Source organism: Aquiflexum balticum DSM 16537 (assembly GCF_900176595.1).
Taxonomy (GTDB): Bacteria; Bacteroidota; Bacteroidia; order Cytophagales; family Cyclobacteriaceae; genus Aquiflexum; species Aquiflexum balticum.
Genome location: NZ_LT838813.1, coordinates 3,594,267 through 3,616,825 on the forward strand (window position 1 = coordinate 3,594,267; position 22,559 = coordinate 3,616,825).

The following is a 22,559-nucleotide window of genomic DNA, read 5'->3' on the forward strand; positions in this document are numbered from 1 at the left end:
CAAATTTTTGTAGCTTTTTAACCTCAATCAAAACCAACCAACATGAGGAAAATATATTATTTGATGGCAATGCTGATGCTATTGGTATGCACTGAACTTACAGCCCAGCAAATTGACCAAGCTTACAACCAAAAAATAAGGGAATTCACCACAGACGAGCGCTTTTTGCCCAAGTCATTATTGGATGTAGTAGACCATCCTACCATCCCTTCACCGCTTAAACATTTTGGTCATATCATCGGGGCGGAAGGACATGTCCACCGTTCCTCTGAAATATATGGCTACTACCAAAAACTTGCCCAAACTTCTCCCATGGTCCATATGCAGGAAATGGGAAAAACAGAAGAAGGCCGGCCTTTTTATGTGGTGGTGATTGCAAATGAGGAAACCATGGCCAAATTGGATCATTACAAAGACCAATTGGCAAAATTGTCGGACTCAAGAAAAACAAACCCAGAACAAGCTGAGAGGATTATTTTGGACAGCAAGCCAGTGTATTATGTATCAGGTGGCATGCATGCTACTGAAATGGGTTCCCCGGAAATGCTGATGGAACTGGCCTATAGATTGGCAACATCCTCAGCACCTGATATCAAGCAAATAACGGACAATATCATTACAGTCATCAATCCGATTATGGAACCTGATGGCCTGGACAAGCAGGTAGATTGGTATTACCGATATACCAAAGGAAGGGAGTTTATAGATGATGGCTTTCCCCGTTCACCACCGTATTGGGCGAAGTACGTTTTTCATGACAATAACCGAGATGGATTGCAGGTTTCACAGGAAATCACCAAATCCATATTCAAGGGATTTTTCGAGTTTCACCCCACAGTGATGCTTGACCTGCATGAGTCAGTTCCCTTGCTGTACATATCCACTGGCACAGGCCCATACAATGATTATGTGGATCCGATTACCCAAAGTGAGTGGCAGGTGATGGGCAACCATGATGTGGCTGCAGTCGCTTCAGAAGGAATGCCGGGTGCATTTACCTGGGCATTCTATGATGGTTGGTGGCCAGGATATGGAATCTGGGTAGCCAACAACCACAATTCCAATGGACGATTTTATGAAACTTATGGCAATTCCGGTGCGGATACTTATTTGCGTGATCTGTCCACTGCAAGATATGCCGGAGACTTGGCGACCTCCAAAGAATGGTACAGACCTGACCCGGCAACACCTCTTGTCAATTGGTCTTTTAGAAACAACATCAACTATACCCAAGTTGGGGTGATAGCCTCACTTTCCTATGCTGCCAACAATGCCAAATTGTTGTTGACCAATTATTACAAAAAAGGATATAACAGTGTTGAAAAGGGTAAGAAAGAGGGACCCAAGGCCTTTACGATTGCTAAAAACCAAAAAGATCCAGTTATGGCTGCTTATCTGGCAGGGCAATTATTGGTACAGGGGATTGAAGTCCATGAATCAGAGGAGCATTATGTGGTTTTGACAGAACAGCCTTACAGAAATCTGTTGGTTTCCCTGATGACCGCGCAGGATTATCCCAAAGACGCCAAATTCCCACCCTATGATGCCATTGCATGGACTTTGCCTTACCTGTATGGTGTGGAGGTAGAAGCAAAGGACAGCATTCATTTTGAAGTATCTTCTTTGAAAATGCTCACTGAGGCACCAAAATATTCCGGTAAGGTTTCAGGAGATGGAGGGACCTATATTTTACCCTATCATGCCCAGAATACAGTTTTACCGGCCTTATATTGGCTGAAGTCTCAGAATAAAAATGCTGAGATATCATTGTTGTCCAAGCAGACAATTGTGGGAAGTGACACCCTTTTTCCGGGTTCTTTGGTTTTGAAAAAAATCAATAAAAACCAAGCCAGTTCATTTGCCTCTGAATTTGGCTTGGACTTAAAAGGCACTTCCGCTACTATTCAAGAATCCGATCAGCAAACAGTCTCCCTTCCCAAGGTGGCCATTTACCACACTTGGTACAATACGCAGGATGAAGGTTGGTCAAGGTATACTTTTGACCAGAGAAAAATACCCTATACTTCCATCGACAAAGATGTGCTGAAAGCCGGGAATCTTAAATCCAAATTTGATGTGATCATCCTCCCACGGACTAGGGGTAATCTGAAGAATTTTGTCAATGGAGTCGATAAAAAATTCGGTCCAATGCCATTTACCAAAACAGCAGAATTCCAATCCCACGGAATGCCTGCTTCTACAAATGATATGACCGGTGGGCCCGGTTATTTGGGCATGGATAATCTGAGAAAGTTTGTGGAAGAAGGCGGTCTTTTGATCAGTTTTGACAATACCAGCAGTATTGTTGCCGAGTCTGGACTTACCCCTGAATTGTCTCCTGTCAGTGCTGGAAGTTTATTCCATCCTGGTTCAATCATCCGTGCCAAAGCCAGAAAATCAGGTCATCCGGTATTGTATGGATTCCCAGAGGAATTTACCCTTTTCCGCGGGAATGGTCCACTATTACAGACCAATAAATACAATAGAAACTTGATGTTGGTACAATATGGAAGCAAACCGCTGAAAGATGAGGTTCCTTATGAGGGTCACATTATGGGAATGCCTGAAAAAGCAAAAGTGGACAAAGAAGAGAAAAAAGAGGAAAAGGCTAAACCTTATGTGGTATCCGGTATGGTCCGAAACGAACAGGAGATTGTTGGTCATGGGGCCGTCTTCAATGTGCCCGTTGGAAAAGGAAATGTACTTGCCTTCACCTTTGATCCCCTTCACCGCTATCTCAACCATCATGATGCCCCTATGGTATGGAATGCGATTATCAATTGGGATAGGTTGAGGTGAGGGTGGATGTACGAAGTAGAAAGTACAAAGTACCAAGAGGGGAGAAGCGAGAGGTGAGACTCAGGGATGCGGGATGTGAGGGGGGATACTCACATTGGCGACGGGGTGGGGTGGATGTACGAAGTACTAAGTACCAAGTACCAAGAGTTTGAGAACGAGAGATGAGTGGCGAGAGACAACAAGAGGGGAGAAGCGAGAGCTGAGACTTAAGACTCCGGGATGCGGGATGTGAGTGGGGACACTCACATTGGCGAGGGGTGAGGGGACACTCGTATCGGTATTGGATGTGCTGGAGGAAATCCCGATAGGGATTGAATACCTTTAGGTTATTTGCCCCGGGTGAAAACCCGGAGGATAAAGGGAGATTTGGATTTGGGCAAAACCCTGAATAGGGTTTAATGCAGGAGTTTGGAAGAATAATATTGAGGTTTTTGAGGATTAAAGCTTTGTGGTGAGTTGAATGAAAAATTTAACGGCATTCTAACGAATAGGGATATGAGGCAATTTATCAGGAACTTTTTGAAGAATTGCGGAGACTAAAGGATGTGAGTTGAGACACTCCCATTGGCAGGGAGGAAGAATTAAGTCAGGGAATGGATGTTTGGGAAGAATCTTGGAACAAGGGTTTGAATTTTGGGTTGATTTAGGGATAATTTACCATGAATCCCAAATCCTGACAACAACAAAAATTCATTTTCGTTACTAAATATGAGTTTATTGTTTATTTTGGATTGATTATTGATTGATTTAAAGTATTCAATAAATATTTTATTAATATTTTCAAACTATAAAAAACTAGATCTATGAGTTCGACAAAATTTATTTTAGGAGCATTAGTTGGCGCCGCTATAGGCGTACAAATCGGCATATTGGTAGCACCTGAAAAGGGTGAAGTGACAAGAAAGAAAATTTCCAAAAAAAGCGGTGAATATCTTGATGATGTGACCGGTAAACTAAACACCTTCTTCGATACTTTAACCAAAAAAGTATCTGACGTCAGTGATGAGGTCGATAAATTGGCCAAAAAAGCCAAGGCAGAAGTGGATAAGGTGACGAAGTAAAATTACACATTAATGGAAAGAAGGGAGGCGAAAGTCTCCCTTTTTTTTATGAAATAATTTGAAAAATTTTCGGTAAATTGAATCGGTTTATTTTAAGCATTCTATTTATGAAAGCTACCCAAATTTTCCGGTTGTTAGTTTTTGGAATATTGATTTTTTTCAGCTGTTCCAAGGAGGAGGATTGGACTCCTGACCCAATTGTATATGACGGAGAGATGATGGCCTTTCAACTTGCCAAAATCCATGCCCCAAACCTCAATCGTAAAGAAGCTGTATTCGAAGGTTCGTTTGGAGATAAGCCTTTGACATTGGGGAAATATGGTTCCGATTCACTGATATTTATTGTCCCCGAGCTTGCGGCCGGAAATCAGCAATTGACAGTACAGATCAATGGAAAGGAATGGATTTGGTTGATAGACATTGCCCCCTTTTCAAATACTGTTCCCGTCCCAAATAATTTTGTGGAGGCCTTTATTTTCCAAAATGAATTGTTGCATACCGAAATCAAGGAGATTGGAAATGGATTGTCTACTTGGGCCGATGATTATGAAAAATGGCTGAACAGTTTCAAACAGGATTATTCCCAACTGTCCATTCAAGAAAAAGAGCTTGTTAAAGGTGTTTTCAGCAATGCCAATACCAAGTTTTGGTTTGAAATTTTTGAATCTGACAATATGATACCTGACTGTTCGGGATATCCCATGGTCACTTACCTGGTGCAATCGGGTAAGTTTGATCATTTCAATTTTAAGTATTTCGAAGCATTTTCTTCACTTCCGGATACCCAACTTTACCGGACAGTTCTTTTAGGATTTGGCTTGGCTATGTGGCATCAACATGGCTGGTTAGAAGGTTTGGCTGCCAATACCTTTACATGCCCTTTACTCCGTGGAATCTCTTTGAAAAAAGATATCAATGGTTCCATGAATCCTGAAGAGGAAACCTCACTTTCGTTTGAAACCGGTGAATCTGCGGGTTTTTGGATATTTGGAAAATACCAATTACCAAACCTTCAGGATAGGGCCAATACGGATGACTTTGTTGGGGATTTTGTTAGGAGGTATGATACATTTGAAGCATTAAGGAAAAAATCAAACAATATTTTATCCCTATATCAGGAAGCATTTGATTTTTCTTTGCCTTCAATGGCAGGCGGTCCACTTTTTGACATTCCTGCCACTGCCAATGTGGAAGAGAAGCCTTTTGAGGAGGGGGAATTGACAATTTTCTCTACCGTATTGGAAAATCCCTTGGTCAGGTTAACAGCCTTCGAAAATGCAGATGGAAAAGTCACCTTTCTGTTTGAAAGCTTAAACGGAAGGGAACAGTTGTTTGATCTTCATTTCTATTTCGGGGATAAAACCAGGACCGGAAGTAGGGTTTATCCTTCTTTGGTTAAAGTTTCTTGCCCCATGTTGCTGGAAGTGTTTTTTGAAGGGGATAAAGTTTCACTGGAAATTTTATATGGAAAAGCACCATATACCATTACTTGGAGTAATGGCATGTCAGGAACTGAATTTACCAACCTGCCCGCAGGGGAGTACACAGCTTGGGTGGTAGACGCCGATGGCTGCGAGCGGTCAAAAACGTTTGTCGTCCCTGAATATGGTACATTGACAGATATTGATGGCAATGTCTATAAGACTGTAAAAATCGGTAGCCAATGGTGGATGGCAGAAAACCTGAGAACTACCAGGAAACGGGATGGAACCGTGATTCCGGAAGTATTATCCAATCAGGAATGGCAATCGGCAACCGGCCCAGCCTTTGCCTGGTATGACAATCAGAATGAATTTGATATTCCATTCGGAAAGCTATATAATGCCAATGCCTCTTGTTGTGACATTTGTCCTGAGGGTTGGCATCTGCCATCTTTTGGGGAATGGCATCAGTTGGAGGATTTTTTGGGTTCTACCGCAGGGGGTAAAATGAAGACAATCAACCGCTGGGTTCACCCGAATTTAGGTGCCACAAATGGAAGTGGTTTTTCAGCCTATCCGGCAGGCCTCAGGTTACCCAGTGGGCATTTTGCAGGAAGCGGAGAAAACACCTCGTTTTGGACCTCTTCTTTCGACATTAATGGTTATCCGTTTATTATTTTTCTGTATTACCAAAATGAGCAGATGTCAAACACCTTTGCCTTTAATGCTAGGGAAGGGTATTCTATTAGGTGTGTGAAGGATTGAGTTAAAAATAAAAATCCAAAATCTAAGATCTAAAATCTAAAATCAATCCTTCATCCTTCATCCCTTAAAATACCGGCTGACCAAAGCCGACAACTGGGCAGCGTTGTTCAAATCAAGTTTCTGTAGAAGATTTCTGCGATGGGTGTTTATAGTAAGTAAGCTCAAATGAAGTTTTTCAGAAATCTGGGCAGAGGTCAGCCCCTGAGCGATCAAAAATGCAATTTCCTTTTCTCTTTTACTTAAGGTTTCCAAGGGATTGGATCCACGCTCACTGAAATCAATGGGTATTTCAATCACAGGAAAACTGGTTTTCCCTTCCACAGCAGATATAATAGCCTGTATCAATTCATCCTTATCAATGGATTTTGGCAAAAATCCCATCACACCCGCTTCGCGGCATGCTCGGATGATTTCCGGATTGTTTTCCATGGTCAGCACGATGATTTTGGCAGATGGTGTTACAGAAAGAATTTTTGGTACAGCATTGATTCCATTGCCATCCGGCAAAAAATAATCCAATAGCACTACTTCAGGCTTTTGGCTTTTTGTCAGTTCAATACCTTCTTCCAAGTTTGGTGCATGACCCATCCATTGGATATGATCTTCTGATTGAAGCAAAGAATATACACCTTGGATAAATAGCAGGTGATCGTCTATATGGATTAACTTAATCTTTTTCGGTGTCATTCTTTGCTTGATTTTATAGGGACATGAATGATGACAGTTGTCCCATTTTCATTCGAATCAATATGTAAATCTCCTTTGAGGTAATTAACCCTTTCTCTTATGTTTTTTAAACCGATTCCTTGGATTTTTTTCTGGGTATCCATGCCTTTTCCATCATCTTCCAATATGATTTCCAATGTTTGGTCTTCCGAAGTCAGCTGCACCAATGCTTCCTGGGCATTGGCATGTTTGATGATATTATATAGAAGCTCGCTACAGATCCGGTACAACATCAACTCAAGAGGTTTTGTAAGGGACAATTTTACCTTAAAATAATATTTGACCTTGATATTGTTTTGCTCGGTGACTGACTGGATAAGGTTGTGAAGTGCTTTTTCCAATCCCAATTCATCCAAGTGGGGTGGGGTGAGGTTATGACTTAGTCCTCTTGCTTCCTCGATGCTTTGTTTGATCAGTAGCTTCAGTTGGGTAGTTTCTTCAGTAGGATGGCTCATTTTTTCAATTTTGTCAGCTTTCAGGTAAATACTGGACAACATTCCCCCGATACTGTCATGAAGATCTCTGGCCAAGCGGCTTCTTTCATCTTCCTGCACTTGGATCAATTGATCTGCCACTTTCTTTTCTTGGACGAGCATTTCCAAGGCCAATTGTTCCTTTTCTTCTTTGAATGACGCAGCCCTTTTGGCAAAGGCGATGGTAATCAAAGTGGTTTCGCCCATCAGCCCAAACCCACTTCCAAAACTGAAGAAGAAATAGGGTAATCCCAAATCAACTCCTGATTGATGTAACTGCAATATGACATTAAAAAAAAGCAGGAACAGTACACCTGCTAAATAGAATCCTGCATAAGGAACTTTTGCCCGCCATTGGATGATCAGATACCATAGAACCAAAAGGGTCATTAGAATTGAAGCAAAAAAAGTAAAGTAAAGAAAAATCATCTTGCTGGAAATGGAAACTTTTATTTCATTTTCAAACGATGACTGGAATAAGAGAATTGACTGTACTATAAGAAATACCCATAGAATTATCCCGATGATTTTCCCATGTTTTTTTGGAGGAAAAAAACTCAGGATGACACCAAGAAAAAATATGTTGGTAACCAAATTCAAATAAGGTCTTGATTTCCCTGTCCACTCAACATTTTCTGGCCAGAGAAATTGAAAACCCAATCCCCAGTGGCTGACAAACCAAATGAGGGTAGACATGATGTACAAGGCGTAAAACAGGGCACTCCATTCCTTTAATTCCCATGCATAAAAAACTGCAAACAGAAAGATAATCAACAGCCAGCCCACCAATAATCCAACTAAGAGGTTTTCCCTCGTCCGTTTTTGCCAAAAATCACCTTCATTCAGTAATTGAGGTTCTAAAAGCAATGTTTCTCCAGCTTTGTCTGTCAGCAATAACACATCTCTGGATTCCCCGCTTTCCAATGCAAATGGAATTACAAAGTCCCTGTCCTGATAGGGCCGCTGATGAAATGGAAACCGATCACCCATGGTAAATATTACTGACTCAGAACCATTGACATAAACCTCCAACCGGTTGATATGAGGATTATTGAAAACAAGAAAAAACAATTCTGTTTCCAGGCCGGGATTGCTTATTTTGGTTTTTATCCACCAAGAATATCGGGTAATCCCCGGATTAAATAGTCCATTGGTAATCAAAATGGAATCAGTGGCTGCCCAGGCCTCCTTTACAGTTTGGCCCAAATTAGGGGAGGCATTAAAAGGTAATGGCTCTTTGCCGCCATTTTGACAGGCCACAAAGATTAGTAGGATCAACAGCCATAAATGGCGTGAAACCGTTAAAAATGTCCTCCGGAATAATAAATGGAGTTTGGGTGAAAGCATGAGTGGGTGATAAAATAAGCTTGATGTGTAAAAGTACCTATAAATGGGTACTGTACAAGTAATGATATTCTGCAAGCTTAAAAAAAAACCAAAAATTAATTTAAGCTATGGAATTAATTAGGTACAGAGACCAGGTTGAAACCATCTCTATAAAATCTAATTTTTTAACATCAGGGAATTCATGAGAATATGACATTCAAGACCATAAGGCCTTATCTGAAAAATTGGAAGAAGAATAGTTAAATAGATTTTTTATTTCAATCTATAAAATTAAAAAATCAATTTCCGTGACAGTCCAATACTTTTGTTAATGAAATATCTTTTAATGCATATAAAATACCTATTTATAGGTATTTTATTCATAACTTATTCTTCGGATGTTTGTACATAACTGTGCTTATAAAGGGATTGTATTTTTGAAATTCTTTAAGGACACAGCTTAAACCCTTATTTAAACTTAAATACTTTCATTATGAAAAAATAAAATAAGTTTAAATGAAACAATACACTTTCCGGATAAAGAGTAGGTGTATTGTTTCTTTTCAAAATAAAAAAAATCCATTTAATTAAAAATCGTCAAAATCTTTCCAACAACTCCAAAGCTTATTTTTGTATATAAAATACTTTTTTATGGGTATTTTGTTTTAAAAGTCAGTATTTAATTTGAAGGGTTGATACAATATAAATCACCTAAACTATCAACCCAGAATTAATTTGATCGGAAAAAAACCTAAATGATTGAGGTTCATTGGGTTTTGTTCAATGATTTAAAGTTAATAATGATTAAATCAAATTTTCATATGGAGTATCAAAATGGATATATAAGTACCAAAATTAAATCAATTTTATTTTTTGTATTGCTGTTTTTAATTTTTGGAGGCCAGCTTTCTGCCCAGGAAACCATCACCGACATCGATGGGAATGTGTATGAAACCGTGCTGATAGGCAATCAGCGCTGGATTACCAGCAACCTGAGAGTGAAGACATACCGGAATGGTGACCCTATTCCACAGATTCAAGATCCCATAGCCTGGAGTAATGCAAGGTTTGGTGCATGGTGTTATTTTAATAATGACCCTGCAACCGAAGAAGAGTACGGTGTTTTGTACAATGCCTATTCATTTTTAGATCCCAGAGGATTGGCACCTGAGGGAAGTTACGTAACCTCTATGTGTGATTGGGCGGAATTATACATCACGCTGGAAGGAAGAAATATTGACTATTATGATAACAAAATGGCCGATAAAATTAAAGTTCCTGAATTTTTCAATAATGACAATCAACCTAATCCCATTTTTCATTCCAATCCAACAAATTCTTCAGGATTATCCATAAGGTCTGGTGGTTGGCGAACTGGAACCATAGAAACCAATGACAAAGGTTTCTTTTACGAAGGAATAATTTATGGCGGAGGTACTTATCATTGGACTACGACCCAAGATGGAGAAAAAAATGGTTTACCGCTATTCCGATATGCTGAAGTATACAGGCAATCTCCTAGGTGGGACGGACTAAGTAAAACTGTAGCTGACTGGGGTAAGCCTATAAGGGTCATCGTGGGAGTGGAGGCTGAAAAGTTCACTTATGTTACTCAAGAACAAGCTTTTTGTGGAAGTAATCAAGTCAGTCAACTTCAGTTTTCGGTACAGAAACCCAATAGCTTTGGATGTACAGATTGGCTCGAGCCCAATTGCTACATTCAATATAAGTGGTATAAGGATATTGATCTAACATTATTAGCCGACCCAAACGAAGTAATGAAGGATGGTGATATTTACTATGGAAAGGCCGTTCATGTTGCTTTCAATTCGAATTTTGATTTGGCTCCACCATGCAAGGAAGAAATCCTCGAAGTGACAGTCCGCGTTCTTGAACCAAAGAAGCCAACAGGACCGGAGAATCAGGTGCGCTGTGCCGGAGGGACGATAGAAGACCTGACTGCGGTCGGAGATGAAATCCGTTGGTATCCAAGCCTTACTTCCACTACAGCACTTGCACCGGGTACCGTGCTCCAAAACAACCGCCTTTACTATGCAGAGAACAGGATAGGGTCCTGCGTTCACCCTGAACGGTTGAGGGTGCAGGTGGAACTGGTAAGTCCTTCTGCCCCTGTGGCGGCAAACAATCAGGAAATCTGCGAGGGCAGGCTGCTTGCTGACCTTGAAGTGGATGGGGAAAACCTGATATGGTTTTCGGAATCCGGAGACATCCTTCCTGTGGAAACAGCGGTAGGGGATGGCATTCTTTATTTTGTTGCCAGTGTCGTGGGTGACTGTGAAAGCCCGAGAACGGCCATCAGGGTAGTTTTGGGAGGACCGACAGCTCCCCTAGGAGAAGAAAACCAGAATTTCTGTCCGGGTACGCTGATATCCGATATGGTGGTATCGGGAGAAGATATCCGCTGGTACGGATCTCCCACAGGTATGGATCAACTGTCATTAAATATCCCTCTGGAAAACGGCAAAACCTATTATGCCAGTCAGAAGGTGGACGGCTGCGAGGGCAGCAACAGGAAGGCAGTTAGGGTATTTCTATTAGATGTTCCCCTGGTTTCCGCTGTCACTCAGCAAGAATTCTGCAATGCTGCCACACTGGCCGGGCTTCAAGCCACGGGTACAAACATCCGCTGGTATTCGGATCAGAACCTGACCAAATTACTGACTTTGGACAATCCTCTCGAAAATAAAACTTACTATGCCACACAGACCCTTAACGGCTGTGAGGGTGCAGCACTTGCCGTACAGGTAACAATCAATACGGTAACTATGCCACAGGGAGATATGGAACAGGGATTTTGTACAGGGGCCTTAGTTTCTGACCTAATTGCCACGGGTACGGATATCCGTTGGTATGCGAATCCCACAGGAGGAACTCTACTTGCCAACAATCTTCTGCTACAGAACGGGAACACTTATTATGCGGAGCAAACAGTGGACGGATGTACGAGTGCGTCAAGGCTGGCGGTCAGGATATCTGTTTCCTCGACGGACCTGCCTACGGCCTCAGCAAATCAGACCTTGTGTACGGGAGCGGTTGTATCGGAAATAGAAATTGAAGGAGAGAATATCCGCTGGTATGCCTCAACCACAGGCGATGCCTTGTTGACCAATAGTGAACTTCTTGTCAGCGGAAAGACATATTATGCCACCCAAACAATAGGGGGCTGTGAAAGTGCATCCAGAAGAGCAGTACAGGTAAGGGTGGTCAATGTGCCCAATTTTACAGCCCCGCAGAATCAGGCCTTCTGCAATACCGCCACGGTAAGCAACCTGCAAGCCACGGGAAGCAATATCAGTTGGTATGCAGACCAAAACCTTACCACATTTCTTAGCCCGACCAGTCCATTGGAAAACGGCAGGACCTATTATGCCACCCAGACCCAGGAGGGATGTCAGAGCACAGCGGTAGCAGTAAAGGTATCCATCATAGTGGTGGCTCCTCCATCAGGAAACTCAGAGCAGGAATTCTGCAACAGTGCTTTTGTCAGTGAGCTGAATGCGACAGGTACCTCCATCCAATGGTTCAGCACTGCCTCGGGCGGTAACCCTTTGGCGGGTAACCTGCCACTTCAGGACGGTGCCAGCTACTATGCGGAACAGACTGTGGACAGCTGCCCAAGTGCAACAAGGCTTGCCGTCAGGGTCAGGATAAATACCCCACAATTACCGGGAGGTCCTTCCCAACAGGAGTTCTGCGAAGGGGCCTTGGTATCTGAGCTTCAGGCTTCGGGAACCAACCTGATTTGGTACAGGAATGCTACGGGTCAAGAAACAATGAACCCCAATGATCCCATACAGGACGGGGGAAGCTATTTTGTAAGCCAAAGGATAGGAGACTGTGAAAGTGCGAGGAAAGAGATCAGGGCATCGATCATAAGTGTACAGCCTGCTATAGTGGAAGGGGAACAGCAGTTCTGCGAATCGGATTCGCCCACAGTGGCCAATCTGTTTGCAGTTGGGGAAAGCATCAGGTGGTACAGCAGTGCCACGGGAGGACAGCCGCTGAGTGAAAATGAAAGACTGATGGACGGGCAGACCTATTATGCGGTGAATGTGTCTGCCAGGGGCTGTGAGAGCAGTACCCGCGCTACGGTGAGGGTCATCGTTCAGCCCTGCGAGGTGGAAGTATTCAATATGGTGACGCGTGACGGGAACAATAAGAACGAATACCTTAAAATAAGTAACATCGAATCTTTCCCGGACAACAGACTGGAGATTTATAACCGTTATGGGGTACTGGTCTGGGCTGCAGACGGATACGGCCAGAATGGTAAATTTTTCAACGGCGAATCCAACCAACTCGACATTTCCCAACCCGAACTAGGACTTCCAACCGGCAACTACCTTTACGCATTGACTTACAAAAAACCTGGATCTACTTTACCAATACGCGAAACGGGATACTTATATCTACTCAACTCCCAAAGAAAATAATCATGAAAAATATATTTGTTTCGGTATTCTTTTGTTTGGTTTTCATTTTCTCAGCTAAGTCCCAAATAGATCCCAAACTCTCTGTTTTCACCTTCAATCCATTATTCTACAATCCTGCTTTTGCTGGTTCAGGAGGTGGATTGAGTGTGATTGGCATCCACAGTTCACAGTTTACGGGTTTTGATGGTGCCCCTCAGACCCAATACCTTTCTGCCCATGGGCTTTGGGAAGAAAGCAATCTTGGATTTGGATTGGATGTCGTCAATGACCAGTTTGGGGCCACCAAGGAAACAGGATTGAATGCAAATATTTCCTATTTTTTGCGACTTACTTCCAGTCTGCGATTGGCTTTCGGGATGAAGGCAGGTATGAACAGTGTAAGGATTGATTACAGCAACCTGAATATTTCCGATCCGGATGAGGATATCATTCAGAACTCCCAATTCAATATGATCCAACCCAATGTGGGTTTTGGTTTTTACCTGTTTTCTGAAAGCTTCTATTTTGGACTTTCCACGCCAAGCGTTTTCATGGCAGACAGGTATGACCCATTTGAACTTGGCGTAAGTGTACAGGATGCCAGTTATTTCCTGATGACCGGTCTCAGGTTACCTGTAAATGATGTGGTTACAATATCACCAAATATTTTGGCCAGGAGGTTGACAGGTGCACCTACGAGTTACCTGACTTCGGTGATAGCCGATTTTTCGGGGGATGCTTTTTTTGGATTCAATTGGGAATATAAATCCAGTGTGGGATTGATGGGCGGTTTCAGGTTTGGCGAGCAATTCAAGGGCGGCTATGCTTTTGATTTTCCAACTAACAGCCTTGGACGGTATACAAGAGGTACTCACACGCTTTTTGTCAGCTTCAATTTGGACCGGTTTCAAAGGGCTTCAAATATGCCCTGTTTTTACTATTGAGTCAGTAAAATAAAAGACTGATGAAAGTAGTCACAAGACCTTTTATCAAAGATGTAGGTTTGAAAATTAGGTTTTTCCCTCCTTCATAAGTATTTATGGAACGCTGATGAAGCTGATTTTACTGATGGACACAGATAAAATATTTCTTTCATTCAAAATACCCTTTTTGGGGTATTTTTTTTTATATTTCAATAGATGATTTTTAACAAATGAAACCTTGCAATAGATATTTTTACTTTTTGGTGGTTTGGAGCTCAATTTTTTGGGTCGGAGAGGTTTTTGCCGGGAGTTTCCAATTTCAACCTATTCCTGTTGCCTATCCCGATGAGGATTTGATTGGGCCTAAAATGTTTTATTGGGAAGAGGTAGGGAACAACAGTCCCGAACAGGTTCTGAAGAAATTTCTTAATGGTGATTTTACCTCCTTCGGGGAGGCCAAGTTGTTTAATAAAGGTTATACTGAATCCATTTGGTGGTTTGCTTTTGTATTGGAAAATACCTTGGATGAAAACAATAAGATGATTTTTAGTCCTGTAGGTGCAGCCATCAAAGAAGGTATCCTGTATACTTTTGATGAAAATGGGGAGTTATTGAAGGAACAGTATTCGGGATTCTTGTATGCAGGATCCGAGAGAGATATGAACAGCCGGATAAATTCCTATCAGGTAATTCTTCCTCCGCTTGCCCAAAGGTTGTTCTTACTCAAAGTGGACAGCAGGGGCCTCAATACCTATATTCCCTTTTATCTGGACGGTGTCGATGTATACTGGGAATATGAGGTTAAACGGTCTTCTATTTATGGAACAGTCACGGGAATTTTGTTGATGGCTACCGGGTTGGGCTTGTTTTTTTGGTTTTATTTCAAAGAGTCCATGTACCTGGCCTTTGCAGGCTATTTGATGTCCAGTCTGATTTTGATTTTGGAAGAAGATGGCTATTTATTCCTATGGGTTTATGGAGAGTATTTTGGTCAACTATCAGCTGTCATCACACCGCTTTTCTCAGTTTTGATGTCTGTTTTTTTGCTTCAGTTTATATATTACTTTTTTAGCATCAAGCTCAATGGTTTTGTCATTAAAGGGAAATTTGTTCCAACTTTTTATACTGTTTATTTGTATGCCTTTTTGGTGTTTTTAACCATATTTTTCACTGAAAGCTACAGTTTCAACAGGTTTGTAAACGGTTTTGCCCTTTTACTGTCATTTATCAATATGTTGTTGGTGATGATTTTGACCTTCAGTCAATTCAAAAAGAAAGGGCGGATCACTTATTTTATTTTTGCTGCTTTGGCAGTTTTGATTTTTGGTTTTTCCAATTATGTTTTGAATCTGCAGGGAATTACGGATTGGCATCCTTTGAAGCCCAATGGATTGATTTTTGGGTCCATTGTCAATGTTATTGTTATGACCATTGGTCTTTCTCACAGGTATTATCAGATCAGAAGAGATAAAGACCGATTGGCTGTTCAGATCCTGGAACAGGAAAGAAAAACTGCACAGAGTATCATTCAGGCGCAGGAAAAAGAAAGACAGCGTATTGCCAAAGACCTTCATGATGACCTTGGGGGCTTATTGGCCATGATCAAATTGAAGATTGACAGCATTTTGTTGCATCAAAAAGAAAACGATGAAAATAAGACCTCCTTGGAAGAAACCCAAAAACTGATGCAGATGGCCTGTCAAGACCTGCGGTTTATCGCCCATGAACTGATGCCTTTGGAAGCCGCTGAAAAAAGGCTTAAAACCATGGTCTCAGAAGTACTCGACTTGGTCAAAGTGCAGAACAAAATCAAAATCTCTTACGACATTGGTGATATTCCCTATTTGAACATAGATATCAAAATCAATCTTTTCAGGATCATCAAAGAACTCCTGAACAATATCATCAAACATTCGGAAGCAACTGAAGCAGATATTCAGGTGTTTTTTGATAACTATGATGAGAGCATTACCCTGATGGTTTCGGACAATGGCAAAGGCATTCCTGATGAATTTATCAAAAACCCCAATGGTGGAATGGGCTTGTCCAATCTTCATAAAAGAGTCAATTACCTCAGAGGACAATTGCATTTTGATGTGAATAAAAACGGAACAACAGTCATTGTCACCGTTCCTTTTGAAAAAGAAAATAAAGCCTATGAGTAAGCGGATTTTGATTGCAGATGACCATGAACTTTTTTCCTCAGGAATGGAAAGCCTCTTGTGCAAAAATCCGGATTACATGGTACTATCCCATTTCAAGAATGGGAAGGAAGTGCAGACTTTTTTCGATAAGGAGGGGAAAGCTGATCTTTTGGTATTGGACCTGAATATGCCTGTGATGGATGGGATTCAATTGTTGACTTATTTACAAAGAAATTACCCTTTGGTAAAGGTTCTGATTGTGAGTATGCACCAAACGGAATCTTCAGTCAATTTATGTAAAAAACTGGGCGCTAAAGGGTTTATCAGTAAGGATTCACATTTAAAAATCCTTTTGACCGGGGTCGAGGAAATCCTTGAAGGTGGAGAATATTTTCAGGATGTCTTCCAAGAAGTGCCGACAGAATCGGGTTCGGGATTTTACGAAAGGCTGATGATAGAATACAATCTGACCAACAGGGAAGTGGATATCATTCAACTGATCCTCAACCAATATGAAAGCAATGAGATTGCCGAGAAATTGTTTTTGAGTCCATTGACGGTCAAGACGCATCGCAAGAATATTTTTAGAAAACTGGGTGTGAGAAACCTGACCGGTTTGGTGGCCTTGATGAAAGAACAGCCGAGGTTTTAGTATGTAAATACTACTTTTGGGGTATTTTAAGCAGTAAGCAAAATCATGAACTTGATGGCAGGAAAGTTTAATGTAAAAAATCAAATAATGGAAATATGAAACCCTTTAAATTAAACACTTATGGATTTATCAGGCTGACATTAATCGTGTTGGCCTGCTATGGATTGCTTTCCTGTGAAGGTCCTGAGGGACCCGCAGGCGATCCGGGAGCACAAGGTTCAGCGGGGGCTCAAGGACCGGCAGGATCTACTGGACCCCAAGGATCTCAGGGGCCTGTTGGAGTTGCCAATGTAATCTATAGCCCTTGGATCAATTCCAATTGGTCGAGGTCTTTCAGTTCAGTTGATCATTTCATCATTAACGCTGTATTCACCCAACAGGTGCTGGACAACGATATGGTATTGGTTTATATGAAAGACAGTCCCAACTCTACCGTAGTGCAGGAGCTACCCAGATTGGTGTATTCAAATGACCTGATCATTTTCAGTTTGGATTTTAGTGTAAGAGTAGGTTCTCTGAGATTATTTCACAGTAGGTCAATTCACCCCGATGGTTTGGGTGCTGACAATATCTTTCCGGAATCTCAGGTTAGGTATATCATAGTACCTGCAGAAATTTTTGGACGGTTGAATCTTCCGGATTTCAGCAATTATGAGGAAGTATGTAGAGTTTTTGAAATTGAACCATGATTGAAAATTGTAAGCTCATGAAAAAAATTGAATTCAAATATAAAATTTCGGCAAATCTCCTGACGGTTTTTGCTTTGATGATATTGGTTATTTCCTGTGAAGGACCTGAAGGTCCTGCTGGTCCAGCAGGACAGGCCGGAGCACAAGGTCCAGCAGGAAGCCAAGGCCCCGCCGGAACTCAGGGTGCCACAGGAAATCCAGGAGAAATGGGAACTGATAATGTTTTTTTCAGTTCCTGGATTAACAACAGTTGGACAGGTATGCCTGACAATTATGTTAGGGACACTATCCCTGCACCTCAAGTTACAGATGAAATTTTAAATACTGGGGTTGTGGTTGTTTACTACAGGGATAATGCCGAAACACAGTTTGTCAAGGTGTTGCCCAGCCAGATTTACCAGGGAACTACCTGGATTTTTACCTTGGAGTTTCAGGCTGCAACTGAAAACCTTTACCTTTTTCATGGACCTTCAAGAGCAGCAGGGTTTTTAGGTGCCAACACTATTATCCCCAACAGTCAGATCCGGTACATGGTTATTTCGGGCTTAAATCCTTCAGGAAGATATTTATGGCCTGATTGGAATGATTATAAGGCTGTCTGCTCATTTTTTGGTGTGGAGCCTTAATCTAATCTTCAAATTTTCAAACAAAATCTATAAAGAAATGAAAAATGTCAACCCATATATCAAAGCATTAAAAGGATTCTTTGGATTAGTTTTTTTAACAGCTATCCTTTTGTCATGTGAAGGTCCTGAAGGTCCGAAAGGCGCAAACGGTCCTGCCGGTCCTCAGGGTGCCCAAGGTCCTGCAGGACCAACAGGACCTGCAGGAAATGTAGGTGAGGCAGGTGTGGCAAACGCAAGGGCTTTTCCTTGGACCAAAAACACCTGGACGAAGTTTGCAAACAATAGCACCCATGATTCCATTGCTGACCCGAATATTACAGCTACAACCCTTCAGGAGGATCTGATCATGGTATATTTTAAAACTACCGAAACGGCAACTACCATAAGCCGTTTGCCGACAACTTTTATTAATCCTATAACTTTTGAAATCACTTTCAGAGTCGAATACTTAGCAATCCAAGGCTACATCTATGTTTTTCATACTGTTCCGATCAGTACCAGTACACTAGCCGATGCCTTCCCTAACTCCATGGTAAGGCATATCATTATTAAGGGCGGAAATTCTGCCAGGGTAAATTATGAACTAGATTTTGATGATTACGAAGCAGTCTGCGATTACTTCGGAATAGAACCCTAGTATACCTTTGTGGGTCTAAAAACCCCTTATTTGAACAAAACACAGAACATGAAGACCCCGAAGTCAGTCCAAGTGGCTGGTTTCGGGGTTTTTGTTTTCTTTAAACTTTCAAGTAGCATGATTGCCGATAAACATTCAAAAAACCTTGACATCGATCCCTTAATGAAATGGGTAAGTGGCTTGGAAACTTGATTATTTTCTTCCTTCAAGTACCGGGATCTTTGATTGATTCAGGACTTATCAATCTTTTCGTTCCACCCTTTCCACAAAGTACATATCGATATCCCCCTTGCCTTTGGCGGAGATTTTTCCACGATAAAAGCATTCTGTTCGGTCTTTTACCAGTTCGTAAGTGGTGCCAGAGATGTTGACTTTCCCGATTTCACCGCTGCTTTCCATCCTGCTTGCCGTGTTGACCGTATCGCCCCAGATATCATACTGGAACTTCTTGACGCCCACAATTCCCGCCACAACAGGGCCCGTATGGATGCCAATCCTGATTTCAAAAAACAGATCACCTCGTGCTTCTCGGTCTTCCTTGTGCTTTTTCATGAATTCCTGAATGTCCAGGGCTGCTTTCACCACATCAATCGCGTGTGTCTGATTGGGTGTGGGCAAACCACCTGCGGCCATATAGGCATCCCCGATTGTCTTGATTTTCTCAATACCGTGTTTTTCCATAATCAAATCAAAAGCCGAGAAGCACTCGTTGATTTCGGCTACCAGTTCTTTTGGACTGAGCTTTTCTGATAGTTGGGTGAAGCCTTTGAAATCAGTAAATAGTACGGTTACCTGGTCGATCAACTGAGCATCCGCATTGCCTTTGGCCTTCAGTTCCTCTGCGACCTCCTCGGGTAGGATATTGAGTAGGAGGTCATCGGATTTCTTTTTCTCTGCTCTTAGTTCGGAAGTTCTGATGGATACGGTTTCCTCTAATTCTTCCTGACGTTTTCTCAGCGCCCACTCCCTTCTTTTGATGTAATAACGGAAAATCGCGATAAATAACAGCGCATAGCTCAAATAAGCCCACCAAGTCCTGTACCAGGGCGGTAAAACCTGAAAAGTAAATTCCAGTGGCGCTGTCCATGCATCGGCTCCTTTTTCGCTTACTCCCGTAAACCGCGCCCTGACCCGGAAAGTGTAGCTTCCTTCCCGGATGTTGCCAAAGGTAACCTTGGATTCCTTGGTCACGGGACTCCAGACCTTGTCATAGTCTTGCAAAAAGTATTGATATTCGATCAAATCTGGATTTGTTAGTTCGTCCGTGCCGAATTCGAAAGTCACCCTGTTGAAGCGATAGGGGAGGACAAGGTCTTGGGGAATCATATAGAACGGTGACACGTCCGCCAATGTGACACCCTTGAAATGACTGGCCAAGGAATCCCGTTCTGCTTCGCTCAACTTTTTCCCGTACTTCAGCATTTCTTCCACATGGGCGGGAACGGTATTGGCTGTGTCCTTGGGTTCGATGACCTGGGGGTAGTCAATAATGGATTGCCAGGAAACAGGTGCTTCGTTCAGCCTGATGTCTTTTAATCGCAGCTGCGGCTTGGTTTTGTTTTTATTTACTTTCTTGTAATCAAACCGCACGAGGCCCGTATTGCCGCTTTCCGTCGCGGCCCAAATGATCCCGTCTTTGTCCAAGAACATTGTGTTCTTCCCGATTGGATTTACATCTTTCACAGGAAATCCGGTGCTGCTGTGGTACCATTCGCTGGAACTGATTTTTGAAAAATCTCCTGAACCTAAATCGGGTACATCGAATATTTGAATACCCCTAGATGAGCCAACGGCCAATTTTCCCTCGGGTACAAACAAGAGCTGATAGGCGTAGCGATCCACCAAGCCATGGCTTTGGTCTAGTGTTTTGAAGTCAAACTTTTTCTCAAGGTTGGTGCTAATCGCACTGAGCTGTTTGGAATCTACAAAGGCGATGCCTCGATAGGTGCCAAGCCAAAGGTTTCCTTTTTCGTCCTGTAAAATGTCAGTGACTATCCCTTCGAGACCTTGTTCTCGGCCATAATGTATAAAAACCCCATTTTCAAAAAGCGTCAAGCCATAAGCCGATATGATCCAAAAATTCCCAAAGCTGTCAATGAAAATCTCCTTGATATCTACAGGAAGACCATGATCTGCGCTGTACTGAGTCAAAGATTTGCCATCAAATCGTGCAATTCCTGTTTCGAAAGCCAACCAAAAAATACCATCCTTACCCTGGAGAATATCTACAACTTTCTCGTCCGGAAATCCTTGTGCCTGACTATAGTGTATGAATGATTTGCCATCAAACTTGGTCATACCTTTCGCACCAACAAACCACAGCAACCCTGTGTCGTCTTGATAGCTGCAGTCGATCGAGTTTTCCAAAAGCCCTCCATGGTTTCTGCTGTACATCGTGAATCCAAAACCGTCATACTTGTGCAAGCCCATCACTGAGGCAAACCAGATATTCCCTTCCCGATCTTGGAATATATCGTTGATGACAGCTGTGTGTTTCAAGCCATAATCCTTTGTAAAGTTGGTAAATGCTTCGCCATCAAACCTGCTTAACCCAGCCTCTTCGGTACCTACCCAGACGGTTCCGTTTTTTTCGACCGCCACATCCCTGGCCCCGTTTTCCAACAACCCAACAGATTTGGTATAAGAAGTGATTTTTGACCCGTCATAGTGGCTCAGTCCAAAATAGGTTGCTAACCAAAGCTCTCCTTTTCCATCTTCAGCCATATCCCAAACAGTATTGTCCGCCATGCCATCATTCACAGTAAAGTTATGAAAGCCTTTTTCGTCATACTTGGCCAATCCGCCAACCGTTCCAAACCATAAGCTTTTGTCACTTTTATGTAAAATGGAAAGCACCGCATTGGAGGGAAGCCCATCCTCGATAGAGAAATTTGTCAAATTATCGCCGGAGATTTTGGTAAGCCCGCCAACACCACCAAACCACATATTGCCCGCATCATCCCTTGCCGTCCCCAGAATGAAATCTCCGGGGAGACCGTCGGCAGAGCTCAGATTTGTGAACGATTCACCATCGTATTTGGTGATGCCGGCGTCATAACTTCCGAACCACATATTGCCTTGGGAGTCTTCACCGATGCTCCATATGATGTCGGATGGGAGGCCTTCAAAGCTTCTCAGCCTTGTAAACTTTTTTCCATCGAACTTGCTTATTCCACCCGTATTGGAGCCGAACTATAGATTTCCCTTGCTGTCCTCGAAAATTCGTGAAATGGCATCGTTGGATAGACCGTGTTCAGTTTTGTAGTTCGTGAATTTCCTTCCATCATACCTACTCACGCCGCCGCCATACGTGCCTACCCAAAGCTCGCCCCGCCTGTCGATTTGCATGCTGATGATGGCATCGGCCGCCAAGCCATCTTCTGAAGTGAAATTTGTAAACTGGCTTTTCCCTCCCTTGCCGATTACATAAGGTTTCCCCGCTGTGTTTTTCACCACTTCGCCGTCCTCGTTTTTCAGGACTTCAAACTGATACACTTGAGGTGGTTCCACTTCGATAACTTGGTTTTCACCCGCTATATTGATCCGACTGTAAACGTATTCCCCTTTTCTTTTTGGGACTGGGATGATTCTCGGTTCTTGATACTGGCTGAGCCATTTAGTCTTTGGTTGAAGCGAATCGGGAAGGTCGGCCAGGCGGGTAATCCTCGGAGGCTTTTGCTCGAGGATTTCCGCATCACTTTTTTCAATCTTGTTCTCTGAGGGCTTTGTACAATAAACAAGCAGGAAAACAACCGCAAAAACGAAAAGTCGGACAGGGTACATCATGGGGTTTAAGATTTTCTAGAACCTAACTCAAATAGAAAACGGAAAGTAGTATCAGATTCGACCGCTCCAGATCAACAAAACACTCCTAAACTTAAGGT

The 22,559-nt window shown here is 42.4% G+C and carries 15 protein-coding genes; 11 read left to right on the forward strand and 4 right to left on the reverse strand.

Going from position 1 to position 22,559, the window contains the following annotated elements; translation table 11 throughout:
- Window positions 1-42: 42 nt before the first annotated feature.
- The 3 genes from B9A52_RS15130 (at window position 43) to B9A52_RS15140 (ending at window position 6,046) form a co-directional block, all read left to right on the forward strand.
- Window positions 43-2,799 carry a M14 family zinc carboxypeptidase gene (locus B9A52_RS15130; protein ID WP_084121244.1) on the forward strand — a complete coding sequence of 919 codons (2,757 nt, stop codon included), beginning with the start codon at window positions 43-45 and terminating at the stop codon, window positions 2,797-2,799.
- Between the two features lie 803 nt (window positions 2,800-3,602).
- Window positions 3,603-3,860 (forward strand): YtxH domain-containing protein, encoded by a 258-nt coding sequence (locus tag B9A52_RS15135; RefSeq protein WP_084121245.1) that lies wholly within the window; start codon window positions 3,603-3,605, stop codon window positions 3,858-3,860.
- Between the two features lie 107 nt (window positions 3,861-3,967).
- Window positions 3,968-6,046 carry an FISUMP domain-containing protein gene (locus B9A52_RS15140; RefSeq protein ID WP_084121246.1) on the forward strand — a complete coding sequence of 693 codons (2,079 nt, stop codon included), beginning with the start codon at window positions 3,968-3,970 and terminating at the stop codon, window positions 6,044-6,046.
- Between the two features lie 57 nt (window positions 6,047-6,103).
- On the opposite strand, the gene B9A52_RS15145 is transcribed toward B9A52_RS15140, so the two are convergent.
- Both B9A52_RS15145 and B9A52_RS15150 read right to left on the reverse strand, forming a co-directional pair.
- Window positions 6,104-6,733 (reverse strand): response regulator transcription factor, encoded by a 630-nt coding sequence (locus B9A52_RS15145; RefSeq protein WP_084121247.1) that lies wholly within the window; start codon window positions 6,731-6,733, stop codon window positions 6,104-6,106.
- A complete protein-coding gene (locus B9A52_RS15150) occupies window positions 6,730-8,523 on the reverse strand; it encodes a sensor histidine kinase (protein ID WP_172805222.1) in 1,794 nt (597 codons plus the stop codon). Before B9A52_RS15150 ends, B9A52_RS15145 begins: the two co-directional genes overlap by 4 nt.
- A gap of 869 nt (window positions 8,524-9,392) precedes the next feature.
- Between B9A52_RS15150 and B9A52_RS15155 the strand changes: the two genes are divergently transcribed.
- The 8 genes from B9A52_RS15155 to B9A52_RS25580 all read left to right on the forward strand — a co-directional run bounded on the left by B9A52_RS15155 (window position 9,393) and on the right by B9A52_RS25580 (window position 18,867).
- Complete coding sequence (locus B9A52_RS15155) at window positions 9,393-13,025, forward strand: Ig-like domain-containing protein (protein WP_172805223.1); 3,633 nt, start codon at window positions 9,393-9,395, stop codon at window positions 13,023-13,025.
- 2 nt (window positions 13,026-13,027) lie between these two features.
- Complete coding sequence (locus B9A52_RS15160; protein WP_084121250.1) at window positions 13,028-13,948, forward strand: PorP/SprF family type IX secretion system membrane protein; 921 nt, start codon at window positions 13,028-13,030, stop codon at window positions 13,946-13,948.
- 209 nt (window positions 13,949-14,157) lie between these two features.
- Window positions 14,158-16,092 carry a sensor histidine kinase gene (locus B9A52_RS15165; RefSeq protein ID WP_084121251.1) on the forward strand — a complete coding sequence of 645 codons (1,935 nt, stop codon included), beginning with the start codon at window positions 14,158-14,160 and terminating at the stop codon, window positions 16,090-16,092.
- Entirely contained in the window at window positions 16,085-16,723 is a 639-nt protein-coding gene (locus B9A52_RS15170) for a response regulator transcription factor (RefSeq protein WP_084121252.1), read from the forward strand. The genes B9A52_RS15165 and B9A52_RS15170 overlap by 8 nt, the downstream gene beginning before the upstream one ends.
- 95 nt (window positions 16,724-16,818) lie before the next feature.
- Complete coding sequence (locus B9A52_RS25960; RefSeq protein ID WP_084121253.1) at window positions 16,819-17,412, forward strand: collagen-like triple helix repeat-containing protein; 594 nt, start codon at window positions 16,819-16,821, stop codon at window positions 17,410-17,412.
- A gap of 17 nt (window positions 17,413-17,429) precedes the next feature.
- Window positions 17,430-18,038 (forward strand): collagen-like triple helix repeat-containing protein, encoded by a 609-nt coding sequence (locus B9A52_RS25965; protein ID WP_197687232.1) that lies wholly within the window; start codon window positions 17,430-17,432, stop codon window positions 18,036-18,038.
- Window positions 18,039-18,075: 37 nt separating this feature from the next.
- Window positions 18,076-18,675 (forward strand): collagen-like triple helix repeat-containing protein, encoded by a 600-nt coding sequence (locus B9A52_RS15185; protein WP_084121255.1) that lies wholly within the window; start codon window positions 18,076-18,078, stop codon window positions 18,673-18,675.
- A gap of 48 nt (window positions 18,676-18,723) precedes the next feature.
- On the forward strand, window positions 18,724-18,867 hold the full coding sequence (locus B9A52_RS25580) for a hypothetical protein (protein ID WP_157370172.1): 144 nt from the start codon (window positions 18,724-18,726) through the stop codon (window positions 18,865-18,867).
- A 48-nt stretch (window positions 18,868-18,915) separates the two neighbouring features.
- Here the strand turns inward: B9A52_RS25580 and B9A52_RS15190 are convergent, their stop codons facing one another.
- Entirely contained in the window at window positions 18,916-21,846 is a 2,931-nt protein-coding gene (locus tag B9A52_RS15190; RefSeq protein ID WP_317045543.1) for an adenylate/guanylate cyclase domain-containing protein, read from the reverse strand.
- 21 nt (window positions 21,847-21,867) lie between these two features.
- Window positions 21,868-22,458, reverse strand: a complete 591-nt coding sequence (locus B9A52_RS15195) for a two-component regulator propeller domain-containing protein (RefSeq protein ID WP_172805224.1) — start codon at window positions 22,456-22,458, stop codon at window positions 21,868-21,870.
- Window positions 22,459-22,559 lie beyond the last annotated feature (101 nt).